The following is a 24,525-nucleotide window of genomic DNA, read 5'->3' as shown; positions in this document are numbered from 1 at the left end:
GGGGCCCTCGCGCTGTCCGCCGGGGCTCGGCGGCCGAGCGGCTCAGGAGGAGCAGACCTTGCCGTTCGGCGGGACCTCGCCGTCCAGCAGATAGGCGTTCATCGTGCGGGTCGTGCACTCCGAAGTGCCGTACGCGCCGTGGGTGTCGCCCTTGTTGGTGACCAGCACGCCGACGCCCGGCCCCAGCTCGTCCGCCATCTTCTTCGCGCCCTCGTAGGGGGTCGCCGAGTCGCCCGTGGTGCCGACGACCAGGATCGGGGCCGCGCCCTTGGCGGAGACGTCCGGCGTCTCCCACTCCCCGGGCACCGGCCAGTCGGCGCACCAGCCGGCCAGGTCCCAGGCCAGGAACGGCCCGAAGACCGGCGACACCTCGGTGAACTCGGCCAGATAGCGGGAGGTGACCTGCTCCGGCGTCATCCGGTCCTTGCTGTCGGCGCAGGATATGGCGCGCTGCGAGTGGTCCTGGGTGGAGTACTTCCCGTTCTCGTCGCGGTTGTTGTAGGAGTCGGCGAGCATCAGCAGCTGGGTGCCGTCACCGTCCTCCGCGGCCTTGAGGGCAGCGGTCAGATAGGGCCACTGCTTCTCCGAGTACAGCGGGAGGATGATGCCGGTGAGCGCCAGGCTCTCGGTCAGCTCGCGGTCCGTGTCGGTGGGCAGCGGGTCGCGGTCCGCCTTCGCCAGCAGTCGCACTATGCGGTCGGTGCCGTCCTCGGCGGAGACGCCGCGGCTCTTGAAGTAGTTCTCCAGGGTGCGCTGGAAGCCGAGGACCTGATTGCGGGCTCCGCCGGCGAAGTCGGCGGTGGGGTCGACCACGGCGTCCAGGGCGAGCCGCCCGACCTTGGCGGGGAAGAGATGGGCGTAGACCGCGCCCAGCTCGGTGCCGTACGAGAAGCCCAGGTAGTGGAGTTTCTCGTCGCCGAGGACCTGGCGCAGCAGATCCATGTCCCGGGCGGTGCTGACGGTGCCGACGTGCGGCAGCACCTTGCCGGACCGCTCGGCGCAGCCCGCGCCGAAGGCGGCGGCGTTCTTCATGTACGCCTTCTGCTCGGCGGGGGTGTCCGGGGTGCCGTCCAGCCGGTGGGCGGCCTCCGTCTGCTCATTGTCGCGGCAGACCACGGCGGAGCTCTGGGCGACGCCGCGCGGGTCGAAGCTGACCAGGTCGTAGCGGGTGCGCAGATCGGCGAAGTCCTCGCCGGAGGCGGGCAGCGAGGCTACCCCGGAGCCGCCGGGCCCGCCGAAGTTGAACAGGAGGGAGCCGATCCGCTTGCCGGAGCCCTTCGCCTCGGCGCGGACCAGGGCGATGCCGATCGTCTCGCCGGCCGGCTCGCGGTAGTCGAGCGGGGCCTTGAGGGTGGCGCACTGCCACAGCTTTCCGGGGCGCTCGGCATAGCTGCCGTGCGCCGCCACGGGGGCCTCGCACCGCTTCCAGTCGAGCCGCTGGCCGGTGAGCCCGGCGGGCAGTGCCACCCCGGCCGTGTCCGAGGGAGCGGCGGGGGCGGCGGTGTTCTTGGCCGGGCTCTTCTCCGGCGCGCCCTGCCTGTCCCCGCCCGCGCCGCCGCAGCCGGTGACCGCCAGCAGCGCCGCCGCCGCGGCCAGGGCCCCCATCCGTACCCTCGTCGTCATTCCGCCCCCAAGACTCTCCGTACTGTCCCGCCATCCTAAGCAGGGGCACTGACAGCCGGCCGGGGACGCCCGTCGGCCCGGGGCGCTACGGGCAGACCTTGCCGTTCGGCGGGATCTCGCCGTCCAGCAGATAGGCGTTGACCACGTCGCGTACGCACTTGTCGCCGCTGTTGTACGAGCCGTGTCCCTCGCCCTTGTAGGTGAGTTCGACGCCCACGCCCTCGCCGAGCGCGTCGGCCATCGCCTTCGTCCCCTCGTACGGCGTCGCCGGGTCGCCGGTCGCGCCGATGACGACGATGGGGGCCGAGCCCGGCGCGGAGACGTCGGGGTGGGCCCACTCGCCGGGGACGGGCCAGCCGTCGCAGCCCATCAGGCCCCAGCCCAGGAAGTCGCCGAAGAGGGGGGAGGCCGCGCGGAATTCGGGAAGTCTGGCCTTCGTCTGCTCCAGGGAGTAGCGGCCCGTGAAGTCGGCGCAGGTGATGGCGGTGTTGGCGGCGGCGCTGTTGTCGTAGTGCCCGGTGTCGCCGCGTCCGTTCATGAGGTCGGCGAAGGTGAGCAGCAGTCCGCCGTTGCCGCCGTCGGCCTCGTCCAGCCCCTGTTCCAGGTACTGCCACAGCTCCTTGGCGTACAGCGTCTGCGCGATGCCGGTGGTGGCGAGGGACTGGGTCAGCTTCCGCTCCCCGATGGCGGGGATCGGCTTCTCGTCCAGCCGGTCGAGGAGTTCGACGACCCAGTCCTGGATCTCCCGCGCCGAGTTCCCCGGCAGCGGGCAGTCGTCGCCCCGGTCGACGCAGGCGTTCGCGAAGTTCTCGAAGGCCAGCTGGAAGCCCTTCGCCTGGCCGAGGGAGGCCTGTTCGGAGCTCTTGGTGGGGTCGATGGAGGCGTCGAGCACCGCCCGGCCCACGTTCTTCGGGAAGAGATGGGCGTAGACGCCGCCGAGTTCGGTGCCGTAGGAGATGCCGAAGTAGTGGAGTTTTCCGTCGCCGAGGACCTGGCGCATCAGATCCAGGTCGCGGGCCGCGTTGGCGGTGCCCACGTGCGGCAGCTCGGGGCCGGAGTTCCGCTCGCAGGCCTCGGTGTAGGCGCGCTGGCTGTCCTGGTACGCCTTCTCCTCGGCGGCGTCGTCGGGTGAGGAGTCCTTGGCGTAGTACGCGTCGAGCTCCCGGTTCCCCTCGCACTCCACGGGCACGCTGCGGCCGACCCCGCGCGGGTCGAAGCTGACCAGGTCGTAGCGGGTGCGCAGATCGGCGAAGTCCTCGCCGAAGCCGGGCAGCGAGGCGACTCCGGAGCCGCCGGGCCCGCCGAAGTTGAAGATCAGTGAGCCGATTCGTTTCTGCTGGTCCACGGCGGCGGCGCGGATCAGGGCCAGCTCCATGGTCTCGCCGTCGGGCTCCGCGTAGTCGAGGGGCACATCCATGAAGGAGCACTCCCAGGCGGTGCCCCCGGGGAGCGCCGAGGGCGCGGGGCCGCCGCCTTCCGCCTCGGAGGGTGCCGGGCACTTCTGCCAGGTCAGTTCCTGGGCGGCGAGCCCCTTCAGTCCGCCCGCGCCCGTGGTGTTCGTGTCCCCGCCCGTCCGGCCCCCGCCGCCGCTGTCGGAGCATCCCGCGGCCAGCAGCACGGCGAGCGAAGCGGTGAGGGCCACGGCGCGCAGTGCGGAAGAAGTGGTCGGCATCTCCCCATCGTGCGCCGAGGGCGCGCGCGGTGCCCGTGTGGAGGGCCATGCGAGTGCTTCGCCGCCCTCCGGCCCGCCCGGGGACCCCGCTGTGACCCAGGCCGTCTCTTACGGATCTTGCTGGGCTCGCGGGGCCTGGCACGCACGCTCCAGGCCCCGGCTCCCTGATCCAGCCAGATCCGTAAGAAACGACCTAGAGCGCGCCCTTGCGGGTCAGATGGTTGAAGACGAACCACCCGGGCAGCACCGGCAGCCAGAGCGTCAGCGTCCGGTACAGCAGCACCGCGGGGGTCGCGACCTCCTTGGGGACGCCCGCCGCGATCAGGCCGAGGATCAGCGCGCCCTCGACCGCGCCGACGCCGCCGGGGGTGGGCGCGGCCGAGCCCAGGGCGTTGCCCGCGAGGAAGACGACCGCGAGGCTCGCGTAGCTCAGCGGCTGGGTGCCGTCGCCGAAGGCGCGTACCGAGGCGTCCAGGCACATCACGAACACGCCGGTCAGCATCAGCATGCCGCCGATGCCGGTGAGCAGCTTCACCGGGCGCTGGAGCACATCGAGCATGCGCGGCACCACACCGGCGAACAGCGACCGCAGCCGGGTGACGACGAACTTGCGCAGGAACGGGATCGCGGTCACCACCAGCACCAGCACCGCGACCGTGAGCAGGCCCGCGATCACCGTCCTGGACGGGTTGAGCGACGGGGTCTTCTCGGTCCCGGTCAGATAGCCGAAGGTGAGCAGGAGCAGGATGTGCGCGCCGAGCCCGAAGAGCTGCGACGCGCCCACGCTCGCCACCGCGAGCCCCGGGCGCACTCCCGCGCGCTGGAGGAACCGGGTGTTCAGCGCGACTCCGCCGACCGCCGCCGGGGCGACGATCTTGACGAAGGAGCCGGCGACCTGGGCCGCGACGGTCCTCAGGAACGACACCCGCTCGGGCACGAAGCCCAGCAGGCTCATCGCCGCCGCCACATAGCTGAGCGCGGAGAAGGCGGCGGCGGCGGCCACCCAGCCCCAGTGGGCGTGGCTGAAGTCCGCGACGAAGTCGTTGCCCGCGATCGTCGTGAGCAGGAAGTACGCGGCGATCGCGCCCGCGATCAGACTGAAGAGGGTCTTGGGTCTGATGCGCTCCAGCCGGACCGGCTCCACCGGTGCCTGCGGCCGGATCAGCAGCACCTGATGGCGGATCTGGGAGAGCAGATCCTCCTCGCGCACCTCGTCCATGGCCTCGTCCATGGCGCGCTTGTCGGCCTGCTTCTCGGCGCGCTCCGACTTCCGTCCGGTCCTGCGGCCGTCGGCGGCCGTGTCCGCGCTCTCGCCCCGGGCGGCCTGGGCGGCGGCCTCGGCGCGGGCCCGCTTCGCCGCGGCGGCGGCTTCGAGCAGGGCCTCGCGCTCGCGGTGGGCGCGCTCGCGGGCGAGCTTGCGCAGGGTCGCGCGGGCCGACCGGGTGAGCGCGATCGGCTGGAGCAGTGGCAGACAGTCGGCGACCGTGTCCGGGCCGAGCACCTCGACGGCGGTGGCCACCGCGCGCTCCGCGCCCACCCGCAGTCCCACGGTGGTGAGCAGCTGGGCGATGTCCATGCGGAGCACCACATCGCCCGCGGCGATCTCGCCGCCGCGCAGATCGGTCAGGATGACCTCGCCGTCGCCGCCCACCAGGATCGCGTCGCCGTTGAGCCTGCGGTGCGCGATCCGGCGCGACTGGAGCGCCTTGACCTGCCGCCATGCCCCGTGGACGACCTCGTCGGTGATCTCCTCGTCGTCCATGGCGTCGAGCGAGCGGCCGCCCAGGTGCTCGTAGACCAGCATCACGGCGTCGGGGCCCAGCTCCGAGGTGGCGATCAGCTTGGGGGCGTTGGCCCCGGCGGCGATCGCCGCGTAGGCGAGCAGCGCCTCCTGTTCGAGCGCCTGGCGCAGCGACTGGAGCGAGCGGCGGGTGGTGATGGAGCGCAGCGTCAGCCGCCGCCAGACCCGGTAGAAGAATCCCTGCGCCTGCTGCTCCCGGTCGACGACGGTGACGTCGAGCGGTGGTCCGTCCTCCAGGGTGACCAGATAGCGCCGCCCCCGGTCGCCCTGTTCGGCGGTGCCGCGCTCGCCGCCGTCGGAGGCCTCGGGGGTGCCGAGCACGTCCTCGGCGCGCATCGCGGTGACCGGGTGGAAGCCGACGTGGCGCAGGCCCGCCAGCAGGGTCTGCCCGGTGGGGCGGACGTTGGGCGAGCCGACGGCGTACAGCGTTCCGTACGCGACGGTCCAGCCGAGGAGGACGGTGAGGATGATCGAGAACGGGGTGGTGTAACCCGCGACGAGCATCGCGAAGGCGTCGAGCAGCAGCACCACCCACAGGACCACGCGCCAGCGGGGTCTGCGGGCCATCCCGACGGCGGTCATATAGGCGATGACGGGTGCGAGATAGCCGTGCACGGGATCGGTCAGCTCGCCGTTGTGGTGCTGGGTGAGCGCGTCCTGGATGCTGCCCGGCGCGGCCTTGGCGACCCAGAGGTCGGTGGCGAGGGTGACGCCGTGGGCGAGCACGGCGGCGAGCACGCCGTCGGCGATGCGCAGCCCGTCCCGTTTGATCAGCCGTTCGATGGCGAAGGCGACCGGGACCAGCAGGACGGCGATGGAGGAGACCAGGCCGGCCAGTTTGACCAGCAGATCGGGGGCCTGGCCGGTGCCCTTGCTGATGTCCGACGCGAGGCCGGTGGCGGTGCCCTGGGCGAAGGCGGCGACGCCGAGCACCACGGCGATCGCGAGGATGCCGCCGAGGAGCCGCATCAGGTCGGAGGGGCGGTGGACACGGGCGGCGAGCAGGGGCTCGTCGCCCGAGACCCGGTCCGCGCCCGCCACGTCGGGGACGTCGGGACAGTGCTCAGGCTCGGGGCCGGTGCTCTCCGGGTCCGGGGTCCGCCGCTTCTTCCTCAGGGACGTCCTCCCGTCCCCGGGGCCGTCCTCCGGCCCGTCCGCGGATCCGTTCTCGGGACCGTTCTCGGGATCGTTCCCGGGGACGCCGGGCGGCTCCGGGTACGACTGCGGCTCAGGGGTGCTCGCCGCCCTGCCAGGCTGCACGCCCCGCTCCTTCGCCGTCTCGGTCTCTTCTTGATCTCGTATCACCAGTCACCGCCCGCACGATGGTGGCACGAGCGGGCGGCCGACGGGGGCCGGAGGGGGTGATGGGGGGATCCGAGCGGTGCGAAATACGCCACATCACCTGCTGCGTACCATTCTGCACCCCGGGTGACCGTCCCCGGGAGTCCGGTGCGTTGTCGGTGGCGTACGGCAGGATGGGCCGGGTGGAAGAGCTGCCGGAGTACGCGGAGCGGGTGCTCGAAGTCGCCGAGCTGATCCCGCCGGGCCGGGTGATGACCTACGGCGACATCGCCGAGTGGCTGGGAGAGGGCGGCCCGCGCCAGGTCGGCCGGGTCCTGGCGCTCTACGGCAACGCGGTGCCCTGGTGGCGCGTGGTGCGCGCGGACGGCACCCTGCTGCCCGGCCACGAGCCGAGTGCCCTCGCGGAGTACCGCGCGGAGGGCACACCGCTGCGCGAGGCGCCGCGGAGCGCCGAGGGGCATGTGCCCCGCCTCGACATGCGGCGGGCCCGCTGGGACGGTGAGGGCGCTCACATATGACAGCTTCAGCCCATCGAGTGCCCGGCGGGCGGCGGAAGGACCGTACGGAGTACGCGAGGGGCGCGACCGGAGCGCCGCATCCACCCCCCGCGCTGGCGTAGCGTCGTCGGCACGCGGCACGCGCCGCTCCCTCAGCACCAGCAGACCCACCAGGACCGGCGATCCACGTGAGCTCCTCCTCCACCACCGGACGTCCGCCGTACCAGCGACAGGTACGGCGGCGGACTCCGGGCGCGTACCGGCTGGTGCGCACACCTCCGGGAGCGGCCGCCCCTCCTCAGCTGGACGCGGCCCAGCGCGCCGTGGTTGAGCACGCCTCGGGACCGCTTCTCGTCCTCGCGGGACCCGGCACCGGCAAGACCACCACCCTGGTGGAGACGGTCGCCTCCCGCGTCGCCCGGGGGACCGACCCCACGCGGATCCTGGTGCTCACCTTCAGCCGCAAGGCCGCCGTGGAGCTGCGGGACCGGATGGCGCTGCGGCTCGGCGGCGCGCGCGGCCCGCAGGCGACCACCTTCCACTCGTTCTGTTACGCCCTGGTCCGCGCCCACCAGGACGCCGATCTCTTCGCCGAGCCGCTGCGGCTGCTCTCCGGACCCGAGCAGGACGTCACCGTACGAGAACTCCTCACCGGACAGATCGACCTGGAGGCGCACGGGCTCGCCCGCGAGCAGTGGCCCGACGAGCTGCGGGCGTGCCTCACCACACGGGGGTTCGCCGACGAGGTCCGCGCGGTGCTGGCCCGCAGCAGGGAGCTGGGGCTCGGCCCCGACTCGCTGCGCCGCTTCGCCGTCCGCACCGGGCGGCCGGACTGGAAGGCGGCCGCCGCCTTCCTCGCGGAGTACCTGGACGTTCTGGACATGCAGGGCGTGCTCGACTACGCGGAGCTGGTGCACCGGGCCGTGCTGCTGGCCGAGCGGACCGCGTCGCCGCGGACCTTCCCGTACGACCTGGTCCTGGTGGACGAGTACCAGGACACCGACCCCTCCCAGGTGCGGCTGCTCCAGGCGCTGGCGGGCGGCGGGCGGACCCTGGTCGCCTTCGGCGACCCCGACCAGTCGATCTACGCCTTCCGGGGCGCGGACGTGAACGGCATCCTCGACTTCCCCGACACCTTCCGGCACGCCGACGGCACCCCGTCGGCGGTGGCCGTCCTGACCGCCTCCCGGCGCAGCGGGAAGCAGCTCCTGGCGGCGACCCGGCTGCTCACCCGCCGGATGCCGCTGACCCGGCTGCCCTCCGACAAGGTCCGCGCCCACCGGGAGCTGGCGGCGGTCCGCGACGGCGGCAGGGTCGAGACCTACACCTTCCCCACGGCCTCCGCCGAACTCGACAACATCGCCGACATCGTGCGCCGCGCCCATCTGGAGGACGGCGTCCCCTGGCACGAGATGGCCGTCCTGGTGCGGGCCGGCAGCCGTACGATCCCCTCGATCCGCCGCGCCCTGACCTCCGCGGGCGTCCCCCTGGAGGTCGACGGCGCGGACGTCCCGCTCCGCCACGAGCCCGCGGTGTCCCCCCTGCTGACGGCCCTCCGCGCCGTCGCCTCGGCAGCCGCCGCCGCGCCGGGGCCGGCCGCCGAGCCGTCCTCCGGCACCGACCACCCCGTGCCCGGCAGCGCGGGCGCCACCCCCTGGCTCGACACCGAGACCGCGCTCACCCTGCTCGCCTCGCCCCTCGCCGGCATGGACAGCGCGGACCTCCGCCGGCTCGGCCGGGCCCTGCGCGACGAGGAGCGCGCGGCGGGCAATCGCGTACCGCCCCCCTCCGACCTGCTCATAGCCCGCGCCCTCGCCGAGCCCGCCCGGCTCGTCGCGCACGACCCCTCGTACGCCTTCGGCGCGCAGCGGCTCGGCAGACTGCTGGGCGCGGCCCGGGAACTCCTCGAAAGCGGCGGCACCGCCGAAGAGGCCCTCTGGGAGCTGTGGGACGGCACCGGCTGGCCGGGCAGGCTGGAGCGCGCCGCCCGGCGCGGCGGCGCGGCCGGGCGCAACGCCGACCGCGACCTCGACGCCGTGTGCGCGCTCTTCGACACCGCCGCCCGCGCCGAGGAGCGCACCGGCGGCCGGGGCGCGCTCAACTTCATCGAGGAGATCGAGGCGCAGGACATCGCCGCCGACACCCTCTCCACCCGGGAGACCCGCTCCGGCGCGGTCCGGCTGATGACCGCCCACCGCGCCAAGGGCCTGGAGTGGAGCCTCGTCGTCGTCGCCGGGGTCCAGGAGGGCCTCTGGCCCGATCTGCGCCGCCGGGGCTCCCTCCTGGAGGCCGACCGCATCGGGCGCGACGGCCTCGCCGAGCCGCTCACCCCCGGGGCCCTCCTCGCCGAGGAGCGCCGGCTCTTCTACGTCGCGGCCACCCGTGCCCGCGACCGCCTCGTCGTCACCGCGGTCAAGGCCCCCGCCGACGACGGCGACCAGCCCTCCCGCTTCCTCGCCGAACTGGGCGCGGAGCCCAAGGACGTCACCGGCCGCCCCCGCCGCCCCCTCGCCGTCCCCGCGCTCGTCGCCGAACTGCGCGCCACCACCGTCGACCCCGGGGCCACCCCCGCGCTCCGCGACGCCGCCGCCCGGCGGCTCGCCGCCCTCGCCGCCCTCCGCGACGACGAGGACATGCCCCTCGTGCCTGCCGCGCACCCCGACCGCTGGTGGGGCCTGCACGACCCCACCCGGGCCCCGGAGCCGCTGCGCGACCGCGACCAGCCCGTCGCGCTCTCCGGCAGCGCCCTGGACCAGCTCGCCAACGCCTGCGCCCTCCAGTGGTTCCTGGGCCGCGAGGTCAAGGCGGACGCCCCCGCCACCACCGCCCAGGGCTTCGGAAACGTCATCCACGTCCTCGCCGACGAGGTGGCCTCCGGCCGTACCCCCGCGGATCTGGCCGTCCTCATGGAGCGCCTCGACTCCGTCTGGGACGCCCTCGTCTTCGACGCGCCCTGGAAGTCGCGGCAGGAGAAGGAGCACGCCCGCGCCGCCCTGGAGCGCTTTCTGCGCTGGCACGTCATGGACCGCGGCGGCCGCACCCCCACCGCCACCGAGCACGGCTTCGACGTCACCCTGGAGGCCGGGGAGTACGCGGTACGGATCCGGGGCTCCATGGACCGCGTCGAGACGGACGCCGAGGGACGCGCCTACGTCGTGGACTTCAAGACCGGCAAACAGGCCCCCACCGGCCCCCAGGTCGCCCGCCACCCCCAGCTCGCCGTCTACCAGCTCGCCGTGCGCGAGGGAGCCCTCGACCAGGACCGCGACCCGGACCAGGTCCCGGACCAGGTCCCGGACCCGGACCGCGCCCCGGCCCCCGCCGCGCCGCGGCGTGAGTCCGGCGGCGCGGAACTCGTCCATCTGCGGCAGGGCGCGATCAAGAAGGAGGGCGGCGACGCCCTGCCCAAGGTGCAGACGCAGCCGCCGCTCGACGGGGAGTGGGTCTCGGAGCTGCTCGCCACCGCCGCCGGCCGCGTCCTGGACGAGCACTTCACCCCGTCCACCGGCGCGCACTGCTCGAACTGCGCCTTCCGCGCCTCGTGCAGCGCGCAGCCCGAGGGCCGCCACATCGTCGAATGAGCCCGCCCGGGCACGAGGCCGGACCGGCGCGGAGCCGGAGTGTCGGTGGCCGCCAGTAGCCTCTTTGATGTGACCGCTCGTATCAGCGACCCCGAGCAGCTCAAGGAGCTGCTCGGGATCCCCTTCACCCCGGAGCAGACGGCCTGCATCACCGCGCCGCCCGCCCCGCAGGTCATCGTGGCCGGAGCCGGCTCGGGGAAGACGACGGTCATGGCCGCCCGAGTGGTCTGGCTCGTCGGCACCGGGCAGGTCGCCCCCGAGCAGGTCCTCGGCCTCACCTTCACCAACAAGGCCGCGGGCGAGCTGTCCGAGCGGGTGCGCACCGCGCTCGTCCGCGCGGGCGTCACCGACCCCGATGCGATCGACCCGGACCACCCCCCGGGCGAGCCCCGCATCTCCACGTACCACGCCTTCGCCGGACAGCTCCTCGCCGATCACGGACTGCGCATAGGGCTGGAGCCGACCGCCCGGCTCCTCGCCGACGCCACCCGCTACCAGCTCGCCGCCCGGGTGCTGCGCGGGGCCCCCGGCCCGTATCCGGCGCTGACCCGGTCCTTCTCCACCCTGGTGAGCGATCTCCTGGCGCTCGACGGCGAGCTGTCCGAGCATCTGGTCCCGCCCGAGCGCCTCGGCTCCCACGACGCAGGCCTGCTGCACGCCCTGGACGGCGTCCGTCTCTCCAACGCCGAGCTGCGCGCCGTCCCCGAGACCGCCGCCGCCCGCCGCGAGCTGCTCGACCTCACCCTCCGCTACCGGGAGGCCAAGCGCGCCCGCGAGCTGCTCGACTTCGGCGACCAGATAGCCCTCTCCGCCGAGCTGGCGCTCACCCGGCCCGCCGTCGGGGCGATCCTCCGCGAGGAGTTCAAGGTCGTCCTCCTCGACGAGTACCAGGACACCTCGGTCGCCCAGCGGCTGCTGCTGTCCGGGCTCTTCGGCGACGGCAGCGGCCATGCCGTGACCGCCGTCGGCGACCCCTGCCAGGCCATCTACGGCTGGCGCGGAGCCTCCGTCGCCAACCTCGACGACTTCCCCGAGCACTTCGCCCACGCCGACGGCACCCCCGCCACCCGCTTCTCGCTCAGCGAGAACCGCCGCAGCGGCGGCCGGCTGCTCCACCTCGCCAACGGCCTCGCGGAGCCCCTGCGCGCCCGCCACGCGGGAGTCGAGGCACTGCGCCCCGCCCCGGGGGCCGAGCGCGACGGATCGGTGCGCATCGCCCTGCTGCCCTCGCACGCGGAGGAGATCGCCTGGCTCGCCGACTCCATCGCGCACCTGGTGCGCACCGGCAGGGAGCCCGGCGAGATCGCCGTGCTCTGCCGCACCGCCGGGGACTTCCCCGAGATCCAGGGCGCGCTGGTCGCCCGTGATGTCCCGGTCGAGGTCGTCGGCCTCTCCGGGCTGCTCCAGCTGCCCGAGGTCGCCGACCTCGTCGCGGTCTGCGAGGTCCTCCAGGACCCGGGGGCCAACGCCTCGCTGGTACGCCTGCTGACCGGCCCGCGCTGGCGGATCGGCCCGAGGGACCTCGCCCTGCTGGGCCGCCGCGCCCGGCTGCTGGTCCACCGCGCCCCCGCCGGCGAGGCCGACGCCGACGAGCGGCTCGCCGCCGCCGTGGAGGGCACCGACCCGGCCGAGGTCGTCTCGCTCGCCGACGCCCTGGACACCTTCCTCGAACAGGCCGACGCCGACGACGGCCTGCCGTTCTCCGCCGAGGCCCGGGTCCGCTTCGCCCATCTCGCCAGGGAGCTGCGCGATCTGCGCCGCTCGCTGTCCGACCCGCTGATGGACGTCCTGCACCGGGTGCTCTCCACCACCGGCCTCGACGTCGAGCTGTCGGCCTCCCCGCACGCCCTGGCCGCCCGCCGCCGCGAGACCCTCGGCAATTTCCTCGACACGGCCGCCGGATTCGCCGGCCTGGACGGCGAGGCCTCGCTCCTCGCCTTCCTCGCCTTCCTGCGGACGGCCGCGCAGTACGAGAAGGGCCTGGACAACGCCCTGCCCGGCGGCGAGAACACGGTCAAGGTGCTGACCGCGCACAAGTCCAAGGGCCTGGAGTGGGACGTGGTCGCCGTCCCCGGGCTGATCGCCAGACAGTTCCCGAGCGAGCGCCCGCGCGAGGGCTGGACCTCGAATCCCCAGATCCTGCCGCACTCCCTGCGCGGGGACGCGGCGACCCTCCCGGACATCGAGTCGTGGGACACCAAGGGCATGAAGGCGTTCAAGGACGCCATGAAGACCCACCAGCACACCGAGGAGCTGCGCCTCGGCTATGTCACCTTCACCCGGCCCCGCTCGCTGCTGCTGGGCTCCGGCCACTGGTGGGGCCCGACCCAGAAGGGCAGAAGAGGCCCCTCGTCCTTCCTGAAGGCGCTCCACGACCACTGCGCGGAGGGCTTCGGCGAGATCGAGGCCTGGGCGGACGAACCCGAGGAGGGCGCGGAGAACCCGCATCTGCTGGAGTCGTCCCCCGACCTGGCCTGGCCCCTCCCGCTGGACCCGCTCTCCCTCTCCCGCCGCCGCAGCGCCCGCGACACGGTGCTCGCCCACCTCGCCCGGGTACCGGCCCAGGGCGGCCCCGCGCCGCTCCCGCAGGGCCCGCCGCTCCCGAGGGACCCGGAGGCCGAGGCCGGACAGCTGTTCTGGGACGACCTGGAGGAGCCGGACGAGGCGTACGAGCCGGAAGCGCCCGGGGAAGGCGAGGGGTACGAGCCGCAGGAGCCCGGCCCCGGGGCCTTTGACCTCGTACCGGCCCCCAGGGACGCCGCCGAGGACCCGGCCGGGAGCGACCTCACCCCCGAGGAGGCGCGTGCCATCGCCTCCTGGGACCGCGATCTGCGCGCCCTCACCCGTGAACTCCGCCACACCCGCGCCGCCACCCACGACGTCCCGCTCCCGGCCTCCCTCACCGCCTCCCAGCTGATGCGTCTCGCCGCCGACCCGGACGGGTTCGCGGCGGAGCTGGCCCGGCCGATGCCCAGGCCCCCGGCCCCGGCGGCCCGCCGGGGCACCCGCTTCCACGCCTGGGTGGAGTCCCGCTTCGAGGAGCTGCCGCTGCCCATGCTCGGCCCCGACGAGCTGCCCGGCGGCGACACCTCCGGCCCCGACCGGGCCGAGATCGCCGACGAGCGCGATCTCGATCTGCTGAAGGAGGCCTTCGAGCGCACCCCGTACGCCCGCCGCACCCCCTACCGCGTCGAGACGCCCTTCCAGATCACCCTCGCCGGCCGGGTCGTCCGCGGCCGGATCGACGCCGTCTACCGCACCTCCGTGACCGGCGAGGACGGCACCGAGACGCACCGCTACGAGATCGTCGACTGGAAGACCGGACACGCCCTCGCCGCCGACCCCGTCCAGCTCGCCGTCTACCGGCTGGCCTGGGCCGAGCAGCACGGTCTGCGCCCGGAGGAGGTCGACGCCGCGTTCGTCTTCATACGCGGCGGCGAGGTCGTCCGACCCCGTTCCCTGCCCGGCCGGGCGGGCCTGGAGGACATCCTGCTGGGCGAGACGGCAGACGACGGGGTCACCGGCGCCCGTTAGGCTCAGACACATGAGCGACACCCCGGACAGCGCCGTCCGTACGTACATCCAGCAGCACCGCGCCGCCTTCCTCGACGACCTCGCGGAGTGGCTCCGCATCCCCTCCGTCTCGGCCCGGCCCGAGCACGCGGGGGACGTGGTGCGCAGCGCCGACTGGCTGGTGGCCAAGCTCAAGGAGACCGGCTTCCCGGTCGCCGAGGTGTGGCCGACGGCCGGTGCGCCCGCCGTCTTCGCCGAGTGGCCCGCGGAGGACCCGGAAGCGCCCACCGTGCTGGTCTACGGCCACCACGACGTGCAGCCCGCCGCCCGGGCGGACGGCTGGCACACGGACCCCTTCGAGCCGGTCCTCGCCGACGGCAGGCTCCACGCCCGGGGCGCCGCCGACGACAAGGGCCAGGTGTTCTTCCACACCCTGGGTGTACGGGCGCATCTCGCCGCCACCGGGCGCACCGCTCCCGCCGTCCGTCTGAAGCTGCTGATCGAGGGCGAGGAGGAGTCGGGCTCCCCGCACTTCCGCGCCCTGGTGGAGGCAGGCGCGGACCGGCTGGCGGCCGACGCCGTGATCGTCTCGGACACCGGCATGTGGTCCGAGACCACCCCCACCGTCTGTACCGGGATGCGCGGGCTCGCCGACTGCGAGATCGAGCTGTACGGCCCCGACCAGGACATCCACTCCGGCTCCTTCGGCGGCGCGGTGCCCAACCCGGCCACCGTCGCGGCCCGGCTGGTGGCCGCGCTCCACGACGCCGACGAGCGGGTCACCATCCCCGGTTTCTACGACGGGGTCGCCCCGCTGACCGACGCCGAGCGCGCGCTCTTCGCCGAGCTGCCCTTCGACGAGAAGGCCTGGCTGTCCACGGCGAAGTCGCACGGCACGCTCGGCGAGGAGGGCTACTCCACCCTGGAGCGGATCTGGACCCGCCCCACGGCCGAGGTCAATGGCATCGGCGGCGGCTACCAGGGCCCCGGCGGCAAGACGATCATTCCCTCGTCCGCGACGCTGAAGCTCTCGTTCCGGCTGGTCGCCGGGCAGGACCCGGATCTGATCGAGGTCGCGGTGAGCCAGTGGATCGCCCAGCGCGTTCCGGCGGGCATCCGCTACGACCTCGCCTTCGGGGCCTCCACCCGCCCCTGTCTGACGCCGCTGGACCACCCGGCGCTCCAGTCGGTGGCCCGGGCCATGAGCCGCGCCTTCGACGGGCAGAAGATCCTCTTCACCCGGGAGGGCGGCTCGGGACCGGCCGCCGACCTCCAGGACGTGCTGGGCGCGCCCGTGCTGTTCCTCGGGATCTCCGTACCGTCCGACGGCTGGCACGCGCCCAACGAGAAGGTCGAGGTCGAGCTGCTCCTCAAGGGCGTGGAGACCGCCGCGTACCTCTGGGACGACCTCGCCGCAGCCCTTAGCCGATCCGTCTGATGTCGACCCGATCCACCGGGGGAGTTGGAAGTACGTGAGTACCAACGGCCGTGTCACCGCGAGCCCAGCCACCGGCCTCACCGCACCGCCCGTCAGCCTGACCGTGCCCAGCGGGATCGACCGCGAGGCGCATCACCGGCTGGACGAGGCATGGCTCGCGGCCGCCTGGAGCCACCCCACGACCAGGGTCTTCGTGGTCTGCGGCGGGCAGGCGCTGATCGACGACACCCCTGACGGCCGCACCGAGCTGGTCATGACCCCGGCCTTCGAGGCCCCCGTCACCGAGACCCACCGCTACTTCCTGGGCACCGACGAGAAGGGCGTGCGCTACTTCGCGCTCCAGAAGGACAGCCTGCCGGGCCGGATGGACCAGTCGGCCCGCCCGGCCGGTCTTCGCGAGGCCGGGCTGCTGCTCTCCCCGAGGGACGCGGGGCTGCTGGTCCACGCGGTGGCGCTGGAGAACTGGCAGCGGCTGCACCGCTTCTGCTCGCGCTGCGGCGAGCGCACGGTGATCGCGGCGGCGGGCCATGTGCGCCGCTGCCAGGCGTGCGGGGCCGAGCACTACCCGCGCACCGATCCCGCTGTGATCATGCTGGTCACGGACGAGGAGGACCGCGCCCTGCTGGGCCGGCAGGTGCACTGGCCGGAGGGACGCTTCTCGACGCTCGCGGGCTTCGTGGAGCCGGGCGAGTCCATCGAGCAGTCGGTGCGCCGCGAGGTCTGGGAGGAGGCGGGGGTGACGGTCGGCGACGTCGAGTACATCGCCAGCCAGCCCTGGCCCTTCCCCTCCAGCCTCATGCTCGGCTTCACGGCCCGTGCCACCTCGTCCAGGATCACCGTCGACGGCGAGGAACTCCACGAGGCGCGCTGGTTTTCCCGGGACGATCTGCGCGCCGCCTTCGAGTCCGGGGAGGTCCTGCCCCCGTTCGGCATCTCGATCGCGGCCCGGCTGATCGAGCTCTGGTACGGGGAGCCCCTGCCCAGGCCCGGAAACCCGCTCTGACGGCCCCGCCCGACCGGCCCGCCCCCGACCGGGCGGCGGGCCGGGAACGCGGAGGGGCCCCCGCCGAGGCGGGGGCCCTCTCGGCGGAACGGGGTGGCGTCAGGCGCTCAGCGCCTGCTTGACCTGGGCGAGGCTCGGGTTCGTCATGACCGACTCGCTGCCGGCGGCGGAGACCACGAGGAGCGTCGGGACGGTCTGGTTCCCACCGTTGGCCTTCTCCACGAAGGCCGCGGAGTCCGGGTCCTGCTCGATGTTTATCTCGGTGTACGCGATGCCCTCGCGATCCATCTGGCTCTTCAGCCGACGGCAGTATCCGCACCAGGTGGTGCTGTACATCGTCACAGTGCCCGACATCTTCTTCCGGCTCCTTCGCTGGCCCGCTGAGTGTGCCATCGCCCACACGCGGTGATTCCGCGCACCGCATAGAACATACGTGGACCGTCCGCCATTCCCGCGCCGGGGCGGGCCGGGGCGGCATTGGTACGACCGGATTCGCCCCGCTGTGGACAACCGCCGCACCCGCCCCCCTGGACCTGGCAGCATGGCAGGGTGACAGCAGCAACGCACTCCTCGCTTTTCCCGCAGGTCCCCGAGTCGGCGGACGCGGTGCTCGACGGGCTCGACCCCGAGCAGCGCGAAGTCGCGACCGCCCTGCACGGCCCCGTGTGCGTGCTGGCGGGAGCCGGCACGGGCAAGACCCGCGCGATCACCCATCGCATCGCCTACGGCGTCCGCGCCGGGATACTCCCGCCCGCCAGTGTGCTGGCCGTCACCTTCACCAGCAGGGCGGCGGGCGAGATGCGGGGACGGCTGCGCCAGCTCGGCGCGGGCGGCGTCCAGGCGCGCACCTTCCACGCCGCCGCCCTCCGCCAGCTTCAGTACTTCTGGCCGAAAGCCGTCGGTGGAGAGCTGCCCAGGCTGCTGGAGCGCAAGATCCAGCTGGTCGCCGAGTCCGCGGCCCGCTGCCGGATCCGGCTCGACCGCAATGAACTGCGCGATGTGACAAGCGAGATCGAATGGGCGAAGGTCACCCAGACGGTGCCGGGCGACTATCCGGCGGCGGTCGCCAAGTCCCTCCGTGACGCCCCGCGCGACCCTGCTGAAATCAGCCAGATCTATGCGATGTACGAGCAGCTCAAGCGCGATCGCACGGTGATTGACTTCGAGGACGTCCTGCTGCTCACGGTCGGCATCCTCCAGGACCGGCACGACATCGCCGACCAGATCCGCGGCCAGTATCAGCACTTCGTCGTGGACGAGTACCAGGACGTCAGCCCGCTCCAGCAGCGGCTGCTCGATCTCTGGCTCGGCGACCGCGACAGCCTCTGCGTCGTCGGCGACGCCAGCCAGACGATCTACTCCTTCACCGGGGCCACCCCCGACCATCTGCTGAACTTCCGTACCCGCCATCCCTCCGCGACCATGGTCAAACTGGTCCGCGACTACCGCTCCACCCCCCAGGTGGTCCAGCTCGCCAACGGCCTCCTGAATCAGGCCCGGGGCCGGGCCGCCGAGCACCGGCTCGAACTGATCTCGCAGCGGGAAGCCGGCCCCGACCCCTCCTACGAGGAGTACGCGGACGAGCCCGCCGAGGCCGAGGGCACCGCCCGCCGGATCCGCGATCTGATCGACGCGGGCGTGCCCGCCGGGGAGATCGCCGTGCTCTACCGGATCAACGCCCAGTCGGAGGTCTACGAGCAGGCCCTCGCCGACGCCGGAGTCCCCTATCAGCTGCGCGGGGCGGAGCGCTTCTTCGAGCGCCAGGAGGTCCGGGAGGCGGGTGTCGCGCTGCGCGGGGCCGCGCGCGCCGGATCCAACGACTCCCTGCTCGACGACGCCGAGGATCTGCCCTCGCAGGTTCGCGCGGTGCTCTCCACCAAGGGCTGGACCAGCGAGCCGCCCGCCGGCTCGGGGGCGGTGCGCGACCGCTGGGAGTCCCTGGCCTCGCTGGTCCGTCTCGCGGAGGACTTCGTCCGGGTCAGGCCGGGGGCCACCCTCGCCGATCTGGTCGCCGAGCTGGACGAGCGGGCCGCCGCGCAGCACGCCCCCACCGTCCAGGGCGTCACCCTCGCCTCGCTGCACGCGGCGAAGGGCCTGGAGTGGGACGCGGTCTTCCTGGTCGGGCTCACCGAGGGCATGATGCCGATCACCTATGCCAAGACCGACGAGCAGGTCGAGGAGGAGCGCCGGCTGCTCTATGTGGGGGTCACCCGGGCCCGGTTCCATCTCTGTCTGTCCTGGGCGCTCTCCCGCTCCCCGGGCGGCCGTGCCTCCCGCCGCCCCACGCGCTTCCTGAGCGGGCTCCGCCCCGGCTCGGCCGCTCCCGGGGCCCGGGGCGCGGGGGCCGCGTCCGGCACCGAGCGCGCCGGCCGCCGCAAGCGGCGCGGCCCGGTGCTCTGCCGGGTCTGCGGCACGACGCTCACCGACGCGGGCGAGATGAAGCTGATGCGCTGCGAGGGCTGCCCCTCCGACATGGACGAGGCGCTCTACGAGCGCCTCCGTGACTGGCGCTCCGAGCAGGCGAAGCAGCTGGGCCAGCCCGCGTACTGCGTTTTCACCGACAAGACGCTGATGGCCATCGCCGAGACCGTCCCCGGGGACGAGGGGGAGCTGTCCCGCATCTCCGGCGTCGGAGGGCGGAAGCTGGAGCGTTTCGGGGCCGATGTGCTCGCCATCTGCACAGGTCAGGAGCTGGAGGAGGGCTCGGAGGGGGACGACTCCGAAGACTGAGCCAAACTCGTGGGAAAAATAGTTTGCGCCCGCCCCGACCGTCCCCATAGGTTCTTAACCACGGGAAACAGCGGCTTCTCCGAAGCCCTGTGTTCGTGTTGTACTTATCCGAATAGCAGTGACCGGCCCCGGCCGGTCCCGAGACGCCGAGAGGAGGCGAGCCCAGTGATCACGATCATCCAGACCAGCTCCATCAAGTGCACCCGAGTGACCGATCGCTCGATGGCCGCCTCCGTCTTCTCGCTTGGCTTCTCCGCGTCGCTCAACGGGACCGGTCTGTCCGCTGTCGTCCCGGGTGCCCTGGCAGAGATGTCCCGGCTGCTTCCTCCGAACGGCTTCCCCGTTCGGACGGGCGGCGAGCGACCGACCAAGGCACTGGGAGCAGGCGAAGCAGCGGCGGCAGAGGCCAGGACCTATGCCTTTGCGGCGGCCGGTGCCAAAAACCAGAAGCACAACCAGCACCACACGAAGTGGGCCTTCCGTGGGCTCGAACCCTGGAGCGATCCAGCCTGATCTGATCAGGCCGGCGCCTTCAGGGCCGCGGAACCCCACTCGGGATCCGCGGCCCTTCTGTTTTCCCTGAACCAGGGAGACCGGAGCGAAGGGGCCTCGGGACAGCAGCACCCCGGTACCAGCCCCCCGGCCCCGCCGGGGGACCCGCAACCGGCCGACCGGCCGGACCGACAAGACGAGGAACGACACCACCGTGCAACTCGAAGCGCACGCCCCGTCCGTACCGCATTCCGAGATCGTTCCGCCGCCCGCCCTCACGGAGGACTCCACCTTGACCCCGCTCACCCCGGTCGCCCCGCTCGCTCCACTCACCGCGTTGACCGCGCTCGACGACGCCATCGAGAACCTCGGTGTGCCCGTGCCCTGCCGCTCCAACGACCCGGAGGTCTTCTTCGCCGAGTCGCCCGCGGACGTGGAGTACGCCAAGTCCCTCTGCCGCACCTGCCCGCTGATGGAGGCATGCCTCGCGGGCGCTCAGGAGCGTCGCGAGCCGTGGGGTGTCTGGGGCGGAGAGCTCTTCGTCCAGGGCGTCGTCGTCGCCCGGAAGCGTCCGCGTGGCCGTCCGCGCAAGAACCCGGTCTCGGCATGAACGTCATCGGGACCATCGACCGCCCCTCCACGCACGATCCCAAGAAGCAGGCCCCCATGCCCACTTCCACGAGCGAGCCCTCCGGCTCCGCCACCCCAGTAGTCACCACCATCGGCGCGAACGCCTCGCGTCAGAACAGGACCCGTGAGATGCAACTCATCCCAGAAGCGCTCGCCCGTGCGCATATGCACGAGCGCATGCGGGAAGCCGACGCGGAACGCCGGGCCGTGCGCCTGGTCGCCGCCCGGCGCATGCAGCGCCGCGCGGAGCGTGTCTCCCTGCGCGCCCGTCGTGCGCTCGCCATGGCCGTCATGAACTGACGACGGCCCAGTACTCCCGCGGGGACCGGTCCGAACGGACCGGTCCCCGCGGTGCGTTGTCCCGGTCCCGGGACCGGGGCGGGGTTATCGTCACCGGGTGGACCAGCAGCAGAGCCCCCGCCCGGTGCGACCGGGCGCCGAGAGCACCGTGTGTTCCCACTGCGGCGAGGTCGCGGAAGGGGCCCGGCCCACCTGGACCTGCTCCGTGGAGAACCACACCCGTCACTACTTCTGCGAGGCCTGCGCCCGCGCCAACCTCCGCGCCATCGAGAGCCGCCTCGACTCCGCCTGGTGGTGACCCGCCCCCCAGGCGGCCCCGGCGGCCCGCCCCGATTACGCCGGGGCCTCGACCGCCGTCCCGTCGGGGTCCTCGGCCCCCGCAGCCTTCTCCGCCGGGCCCGGCTCCTCCGTCCCGTGCTCGGGGGCCGTCCCGTGCTCGGGAAGAAACCCGGGCAGCCACGACTCCAGCTCGTCCCGCAGCCGCACCGTGGCGTTCAGCTGGCAGAGCACCCCGATCGTGCTCAGCGTCACCCGGTGTATCAGCAGATAGGACGGAGGCAGATTGAGCTGCTTGCCCAGCTGGTGCGCGGGGGAGCGGATGTCGGCGATACGGGCGGCCTGCGCGCGCATCCAGCCCCGGGTGAAGGTGAACTCCTCGGCCTGGGCCGGCTCGATGATCGGCAGCAGATACTCCAGCACCGCGTCCGGGTCGAGCTCTATCTCCTCCTTGACGAAGCCCTCCTCGCACAGCAGCTCATACACCGTGTCGGCCTGACCCTCCAGCGTCATCCGCAGACAGTCGCCGATGGGCCGCGGCAGACCGCCGGGCAGCCGGTCCACCGTGCCGAAGTCCAGCACCCCGAGCCGCCAGCCCTCGCCGTCCTCCTCGGGAAGCAGCCGGAAGTTCCCCGGGTGCGGGTCCGCGTGCAGCAGCCCCGTGCGAGCGGGGCCCGAGAAGAGGAAGCGGGCCAGCAGCTGCCCCGCCCGGTCCCGCTGCTCCTCGGTGCCCTCGGAGATCACCTCGGCCAGCGGGATCCCGTCGATCCACTCGGTCACCAGCACCTGGTCCGACTGGAACACCACATCCGGCACCAGCACATCGGGGTCGTCCGCGAACTCGGCCGCGTGCTCGGCCTGGGCCCGGGCCTCCAGCGCGTAGTCCAGCTCCTCGGCCACCCGGTCGCGGAGTTCGTTGATCAGGGGCTTGATGTCCATGCCCGGGATCAGCGGCCCCAGCAGTTTGGCGAACCTGCTGAGCTGGGTCAGATCGGAGAGCAGCGCCTCGCCCGCCCCGGGGTACTGCACCTTCACCGCGACCTCGCGGCCGTCCTGCCACACCGCCCGGTGCACCTGCCCGATGGAGGCGGCGGCCGAGGGCTTGTCCTCGAAGGCCAGGAACAGCTCCCGCCACTCCTCGCCCAGCCGCTCGGCCATCACCGTGTGAAGTGTGCGCGTCGGCATCGGGGGCGCGGCGTCCTGAAGCTTGGTCAGGGCCGCGCGGTAGGGGCCCGCGACATCCTCCGGGAGCGCGGACTCGAAGACGGACATGGCCTGCCCGAACTTCATCGCCCCTCCCTTCAGCTCACCGAGGACCCGGAAGAGCTGGTCCGCCGTGCGCTGCTGGAGCTCGCGGGCGACCAGCTCGGCGGACTTGCCGCCGATCCGTTTGCCCAGCCCCCAGGTCGCCCGGCCGGCGAACCCCAATGGCAGTGCGGCCAACTTGGCGGTACGGGTGACCGCTTTCCGGGGAAGATCAGACATATACCCCTCCAAAAACCCAGCAGGCCCTGCCGTGTGCGCCGTACGGCCCGAGTCCGTCGACGGCGATTACCCGGCCATTGTCTCGTGAGGAGGGCCGAAGCCCGAGGTGTCCTGCCCCTCACTTTTCCCCCGCGAGCCGCAGACGCACTCCGGATGCGGTGTGATCCGCTCGGACCGCCAGTCGAGCAGCGGCAGTGAGGTCTCCCAGCGGGCCCCCGTGCTCGTCGGCAGCTCCCCGTCCAGGAAAGACAGCGCATGGGCCGCGGCGGTGCCCGCGACCGCGGTGGCGAGAGCGATGTCACAGGCCGGCACCGGATTCCGCCGCCGCCCCGAACGCCACTGGGCCAGCAGCCTCGGCCACCCCGGGTCCTCCCCGGTACGGTTCAGCTCCAGACAGCCCGCGCATCCGGTGCCGCCGGGCAGCACCAGCGGGCCGATCACGCCCGTCGCCTCGATGACCCCCGCGTAGAGATGAGGCGTCCCCGTGGCTATCCACTCCGCAGCCGCCGCCGGATCGGGAGCATAGGCCGCCAGCCCGTCCCGAGGGCAGACGACGATCAGCGACAGCCCTGCCTCGCCGTCCCGCCCGGCACCGGCCGAGCGCGGCTGCGGTATCGGCGCGGCCCGGCGGACCAGCCGCCGCGCCGCGGCCTCCCGCCGCTCGCCGACCGCCTCCTCCGGCAGCCCGCCGGGCGACACGTCCCAGGGCTCGGCGCTCCCGCCGTCCAGCACCTCGATCCGCCCCACCCCCGCGGCGGACAGCAGCCCCGCGACCGCCGCGCCCACCCTGCCCGCGCCCCGGACGCCGACCCGGACGGCCCGGCGCGCCGCCAGCCGGCGTATCGGCTCGCCCGGCTCGGGATGGATCACCGAGAGCGCGGCGAGATCGGGGCGCAGCCGGTCGAGGCCCGCCGCCCTGGCGCGCAGGGCGTCGACGGCCGGGCCGCCCGCCGTGGCGTCGTCCAGCAGCCCCGCGGCGGAGAACCGCCGCACCAGGGCGTCCAGGTGTCCTTCGGGCAGCCCCATCGCACGGGCCTCCTGGCGCAGCAGCGGCAGCCCCCTCGTCCCGTCGAGCAGTTCGATCAGTGTGCCGGTGGTGGTGTCGATCGGGCCGACCGTCACCGCGTGCGCCGGTGTCACCCCGAACTGAACACTCTGCCGTTCACGCCATGCCCGCCGCAGGGCGGGTTTCAGCATCGGATGCATTTCCGCTTCCCCCGTTTGTGCGTGTACAGAAGAACGCGCTCGGATCTCTCCGCGGATCCTTCGCGGTTCAGTTGCCAGAATGCCCGCCCGCGCCGATGCCCGTGAAAAGTTGTCCACAGGTCCGGGGTATTAGTCGTTCAAATGGTGCAGTCATGAAGTGGATCATGTCTGAACCCTTCCGGAGGCGGGACTTCCCCCATGGTCAGCGGGTAACGTCGGGGCGTGTCAGTCGACCCATCCCCCAGCGTCGCCGGGGAGACCCCGCCCCGTCCGTCCCGCGGATCGCGGACGAGCGCGGTCGAGGTCCGCAGAAGTGCGCGCCGCCGCCGCACGGTCTCCGCCTATCGGGAGGGCGATCGCACCATCGTCCTGATCCCCGCCCGGATGTCCGAGGCGGAGGAGCAGCGCTGGGTCGGTGTCATGCTCGACAAACTCGCGGCGCAGGAGAGCAAACGGACCCTCGGGGACGGCGAACTGGCCGAGCGGGCGGAGCGTCTGTCCGGCCAGTACTTCGACGGCCGGGCGAGGCCGGCGTCCGTCCGCTGGGTGACCAATCAGAACACCCGCTGGGGCTCCTGCACCCCCGCGGAGGGAAGCATCCGCCTCTCCCACCGTCTCCAGGGCATGCCGGAGTACGTCGTGGACTACGTACTCGTCCATGAGCTGGCGCATCTCCTGGTCCCCGGGCACGGACCGCGCTTCTGGCGGCTCCTGGAGGCCTATCCGCGCACCGAGCGGGCCCGTGGATATCTGGAGGGCATCGTGGCGGCCGACCGGCTGCGGCACTCCGCCCCCGACGGCGAGGACGAGGGCGAGGACCGCAGCGGCGACGGGGCGCGGGGGCCGGGAGCGGGCCGCTCGGAGAGCGAGCCGGTCGGAAGCGAACCGGACGGCCCCTGACCGGGGCGGCGCGTCCGCACCGTATCGAATGTGTCCCAGCCGCGACCGGCCCTGCCTCAATGCAGTGGACAACGGT

General features: G+C 73.1%; 17 protein-coding genes. 11 read left to right on the top strand and 6 right to left on the bottom strand.

What is annotated here, in order from left to right; genetic code table 11:
- Positions 1-42: 42 nt before the first annotated feature.
- The 3 genes from ABD371_RS14520 to ABD371_RS14510 all read right to left on the bottom strand — a co-directional run bounded on the left by ABD371_RS14520 (position 43) and on the right by ABD371_RS14510 (position 6,356).
- Positions 43-1,623, bottom strand: coding sequence for an alpha/beta hydrolase (locus tag ABD371_RS14520; protein WP_344476751.1), 1,581 nt, complete (start codon positions 1,621-1,623; stop codon positions 43-45).
- Between the two features lie 85 nt (positions 1,624-1,708).
- Positions 1,709-3,295 (bottom strand): alpha/beta hydrolase, encoded by a 1,587-nt coding sequence (locus tag ABD371_RS14515; RefSeq protein ID WP_344476749.1) that lies wholly within the window; start codon positions 3,293-3,295, stop codon positions 1,709-1,711.
- A gap of 193 nt (positions 3,296-3,488) precedes the next feature.
- The gene (locus ABD371_RS14510) at positions 3,489-6,356 is read right to left on the bottom strand and encodes a lysylphosphatidylglycerol synthase domain-containing protein (RefSeq protein ID WP_344476747.1); all 2,868 of its coding nucleotides are present in this window, start codon (positions 6,354-6,356) and stop codon (positions 3,489-3,491) included.
- A gap of 215 nt (positions 6,357-6,571) precedes the next feature.
- Between ABD371_RS14510 and ABD371_RS14505 the strand changes: the two genes are divergently transcribed.
- From ABD371_RS14505 to nudC, 5 genes are all read left to right on the top strand, one after another.
- Positions 6,572-6,916 (top strand): MGMT family protein, encoded by a 345-nt coding sequence (locus ABD371_RS14505; RefSeq protein WP_344477230.1) that lies wholly within the window; start codon positions 6,572-6,574, stop codon positions 6,914-6,916.
- A 167-nt stretch (positions 6,917-7,083) separates the two neighbouring features.
- The gene (locus tag ABD371_RS14500; protein ID WP_344476745.1) at positions 7,084-10,476 is read left to right on the top strand and encodes an ATP-dependent helicase; all 3,393 of its coding nucleotides are present in this window, start codon (positions 7,084-7,086) and stop codon (positions 10,474-10,476) included.
- Positions 10,477-10,545: 69 nt separating this feature from the next.
- Entirely contained in the window at positions 10,546-14,010 is a 3,465-nt protein-coding gene (locus ABD371_RS14495; protein ID WP_344476743.1) for an ATP-dependent helicase, read from the top strand.
- Positions 14,011-14,020: 10 nt separating this feature from the next.
- Positions 14,021-15,427: a dipeptidase gene (locus ABD371_RS14490; protein WP_344476741.1), complete on the top strand. Its 1,407-nt coding sequence runs from the start codon at positions 14,021-14,023 to the stop codon at positions 15,425-15,427.
- A 34-nt stretch (positions 15,428-15,461) separates the two neighbouring features.
- Positions 15,462-16,430 (top strand): NAD(+) diphosphatase, encoded by a 969-nt coding sequence (gene nudC / locus ABD371_RS14485; protein WP_344476738.1) that lies wholly within the window; start codon positions 15,462-15,464, stop codon positions 16,428-16,430.
- 99 nt (positions 16,431-16,529) lie between these two features.
- On the opposite strand, the gene ABD371_RS14480 is transcribed toward nudC, so the two are convergent.
- Positions 16,530-16,784, bottom strand: a complete 255-nt coding sequence (locus ABD371_RS14480; protein ID WP_344476736.1) for a mycoredoxin — start codon at positions 16,782-16,784, stop codon at positions 16,530-16,532.
- 195 nt (positions 16,785-16,979) lie between these two features.
- Here ABD371_RS14480 and ABD371_RS14475 point away from each other — a divergent pair, with 195 nt between their 5' ends.
- The 5 genes from ABD371_RS14475 (at position 16,980) to ABD371_RS14455 (ending at position 20,880) form a co-directional block, all read left to right on the top strand.
- Entirely contained in the window at positions 16,980-19,160 is a 2,181-nt protein-coding gene (locus tag ABD371_RS14475; protein WP_344476734.1) for an ATP-dependent DNA helicase UvrD2, read from the top strand.
- A 168-nt stretch (positions 19,161-19,328) separates the two neighbouring features.
- Positions 19,329-19,673, top strand: a complete 345-nt coding sequence (locus ABD371_RS14470) for a hypothetical protein (protein ID WP_344477228.1) — start codon at positions 19,329-19,331, stop codon at positions 19,671-19,673.
- 193 nt (positions 19,674-19,866) lie between these two features.
- Complete coding sequence (locus ABD371_RS14465) at positions 19,867-20,262, top strand: WhiB family transcriptional regulator (protein WP_344476732.1); 396 nt, start codon at positions 19,867-19,869, stop codon at positions 20,260-20,262.
- Positions 20,259-20,582, top strand: coding sequence for a hypothetical protein (locus tag ABD371_RS14460; protein WP_344476731.1), 324 nt, complete (start codon positions 20,259-20,261; stop codon positions 20,580-20,582). The genes ABD371_RS14465 and ABD371_RS14460 overlap by 4 nt, the downstream gene beginning before the upstream one ends.
- Before the next feature lie 97 nt (positions 20,583-20,679).
- A complete protein-coding gene (locus tag ABD371_RS14455; RefSeq protein ID WP_344476730.1) occupies positions 20,680-20,880 on the top strand; it encodes a hypothetical protein in 201 nt (66 codons plus the stop codon).
- Positions 20,881-20,915: 35 nt separating this feature from the next.
- On the opposite strand, the gene ABD371_RS14450 is transcribed toward ABD371_RS14455, so the two are convergent.
- Together ABD371_RS14450 and ABD371_RS14445 are read right to left on the bottom strand one after the other, a co-directional pair.
- On the bottom strand, positions 20,916-22,343 hold the full coding sequence (locus tag ABD371_RS14450; protein ID WP_344476729.1) for an ABC1 kinase family protein: 1,428 nt from the start codon (positions 22,341-22,343) through the stop codon (positions 20,916-20,918).
- Between the two features lie 66 nt (positions 22,344-22,409).
- Entirely contained in the window at positions 22,410-23,549 is a 1,140-nt protein-coding gene (locus ABD371_RS14445) for a TOMM precursor leader peptide-binding protein (RefSeq protein ID WP_344476727.1), read from the bottom strand.
- Between the two features lie 222 nt (positions 23,550-23,771).
- On the opposite strand from ABD371_RS14445, the gene ABD371_RS14440 reads away from it, so the two are divergent.
- Positions 23,772-24,449: a M48 metallopeptidase family protein gene (locus ABD371_RS14440; protein ID WP_344476725.1), complete on the top strand. Its 678-nt coding sequence runs from the start codon at positions 23,772-23,774 to the stop codon at positions 24,447-24,449.
- Positions 24,450-24,525: the final 76 nt, after the last annotated feature.

Origin of the sequence: Streptomyces amakusaensis (assembly GCF_039532665.1) — a bacterium.
Taxonomy (GTDB): Bacteria; Actinomycetota; Actinomycetes; order Streptomycetales; family Streptomycetaceae; genus Streptomyces; species Streptomyces amakusaensis.
This window is presented reverse-complemented; position numbering and strand designations above follow the sequence as displayed.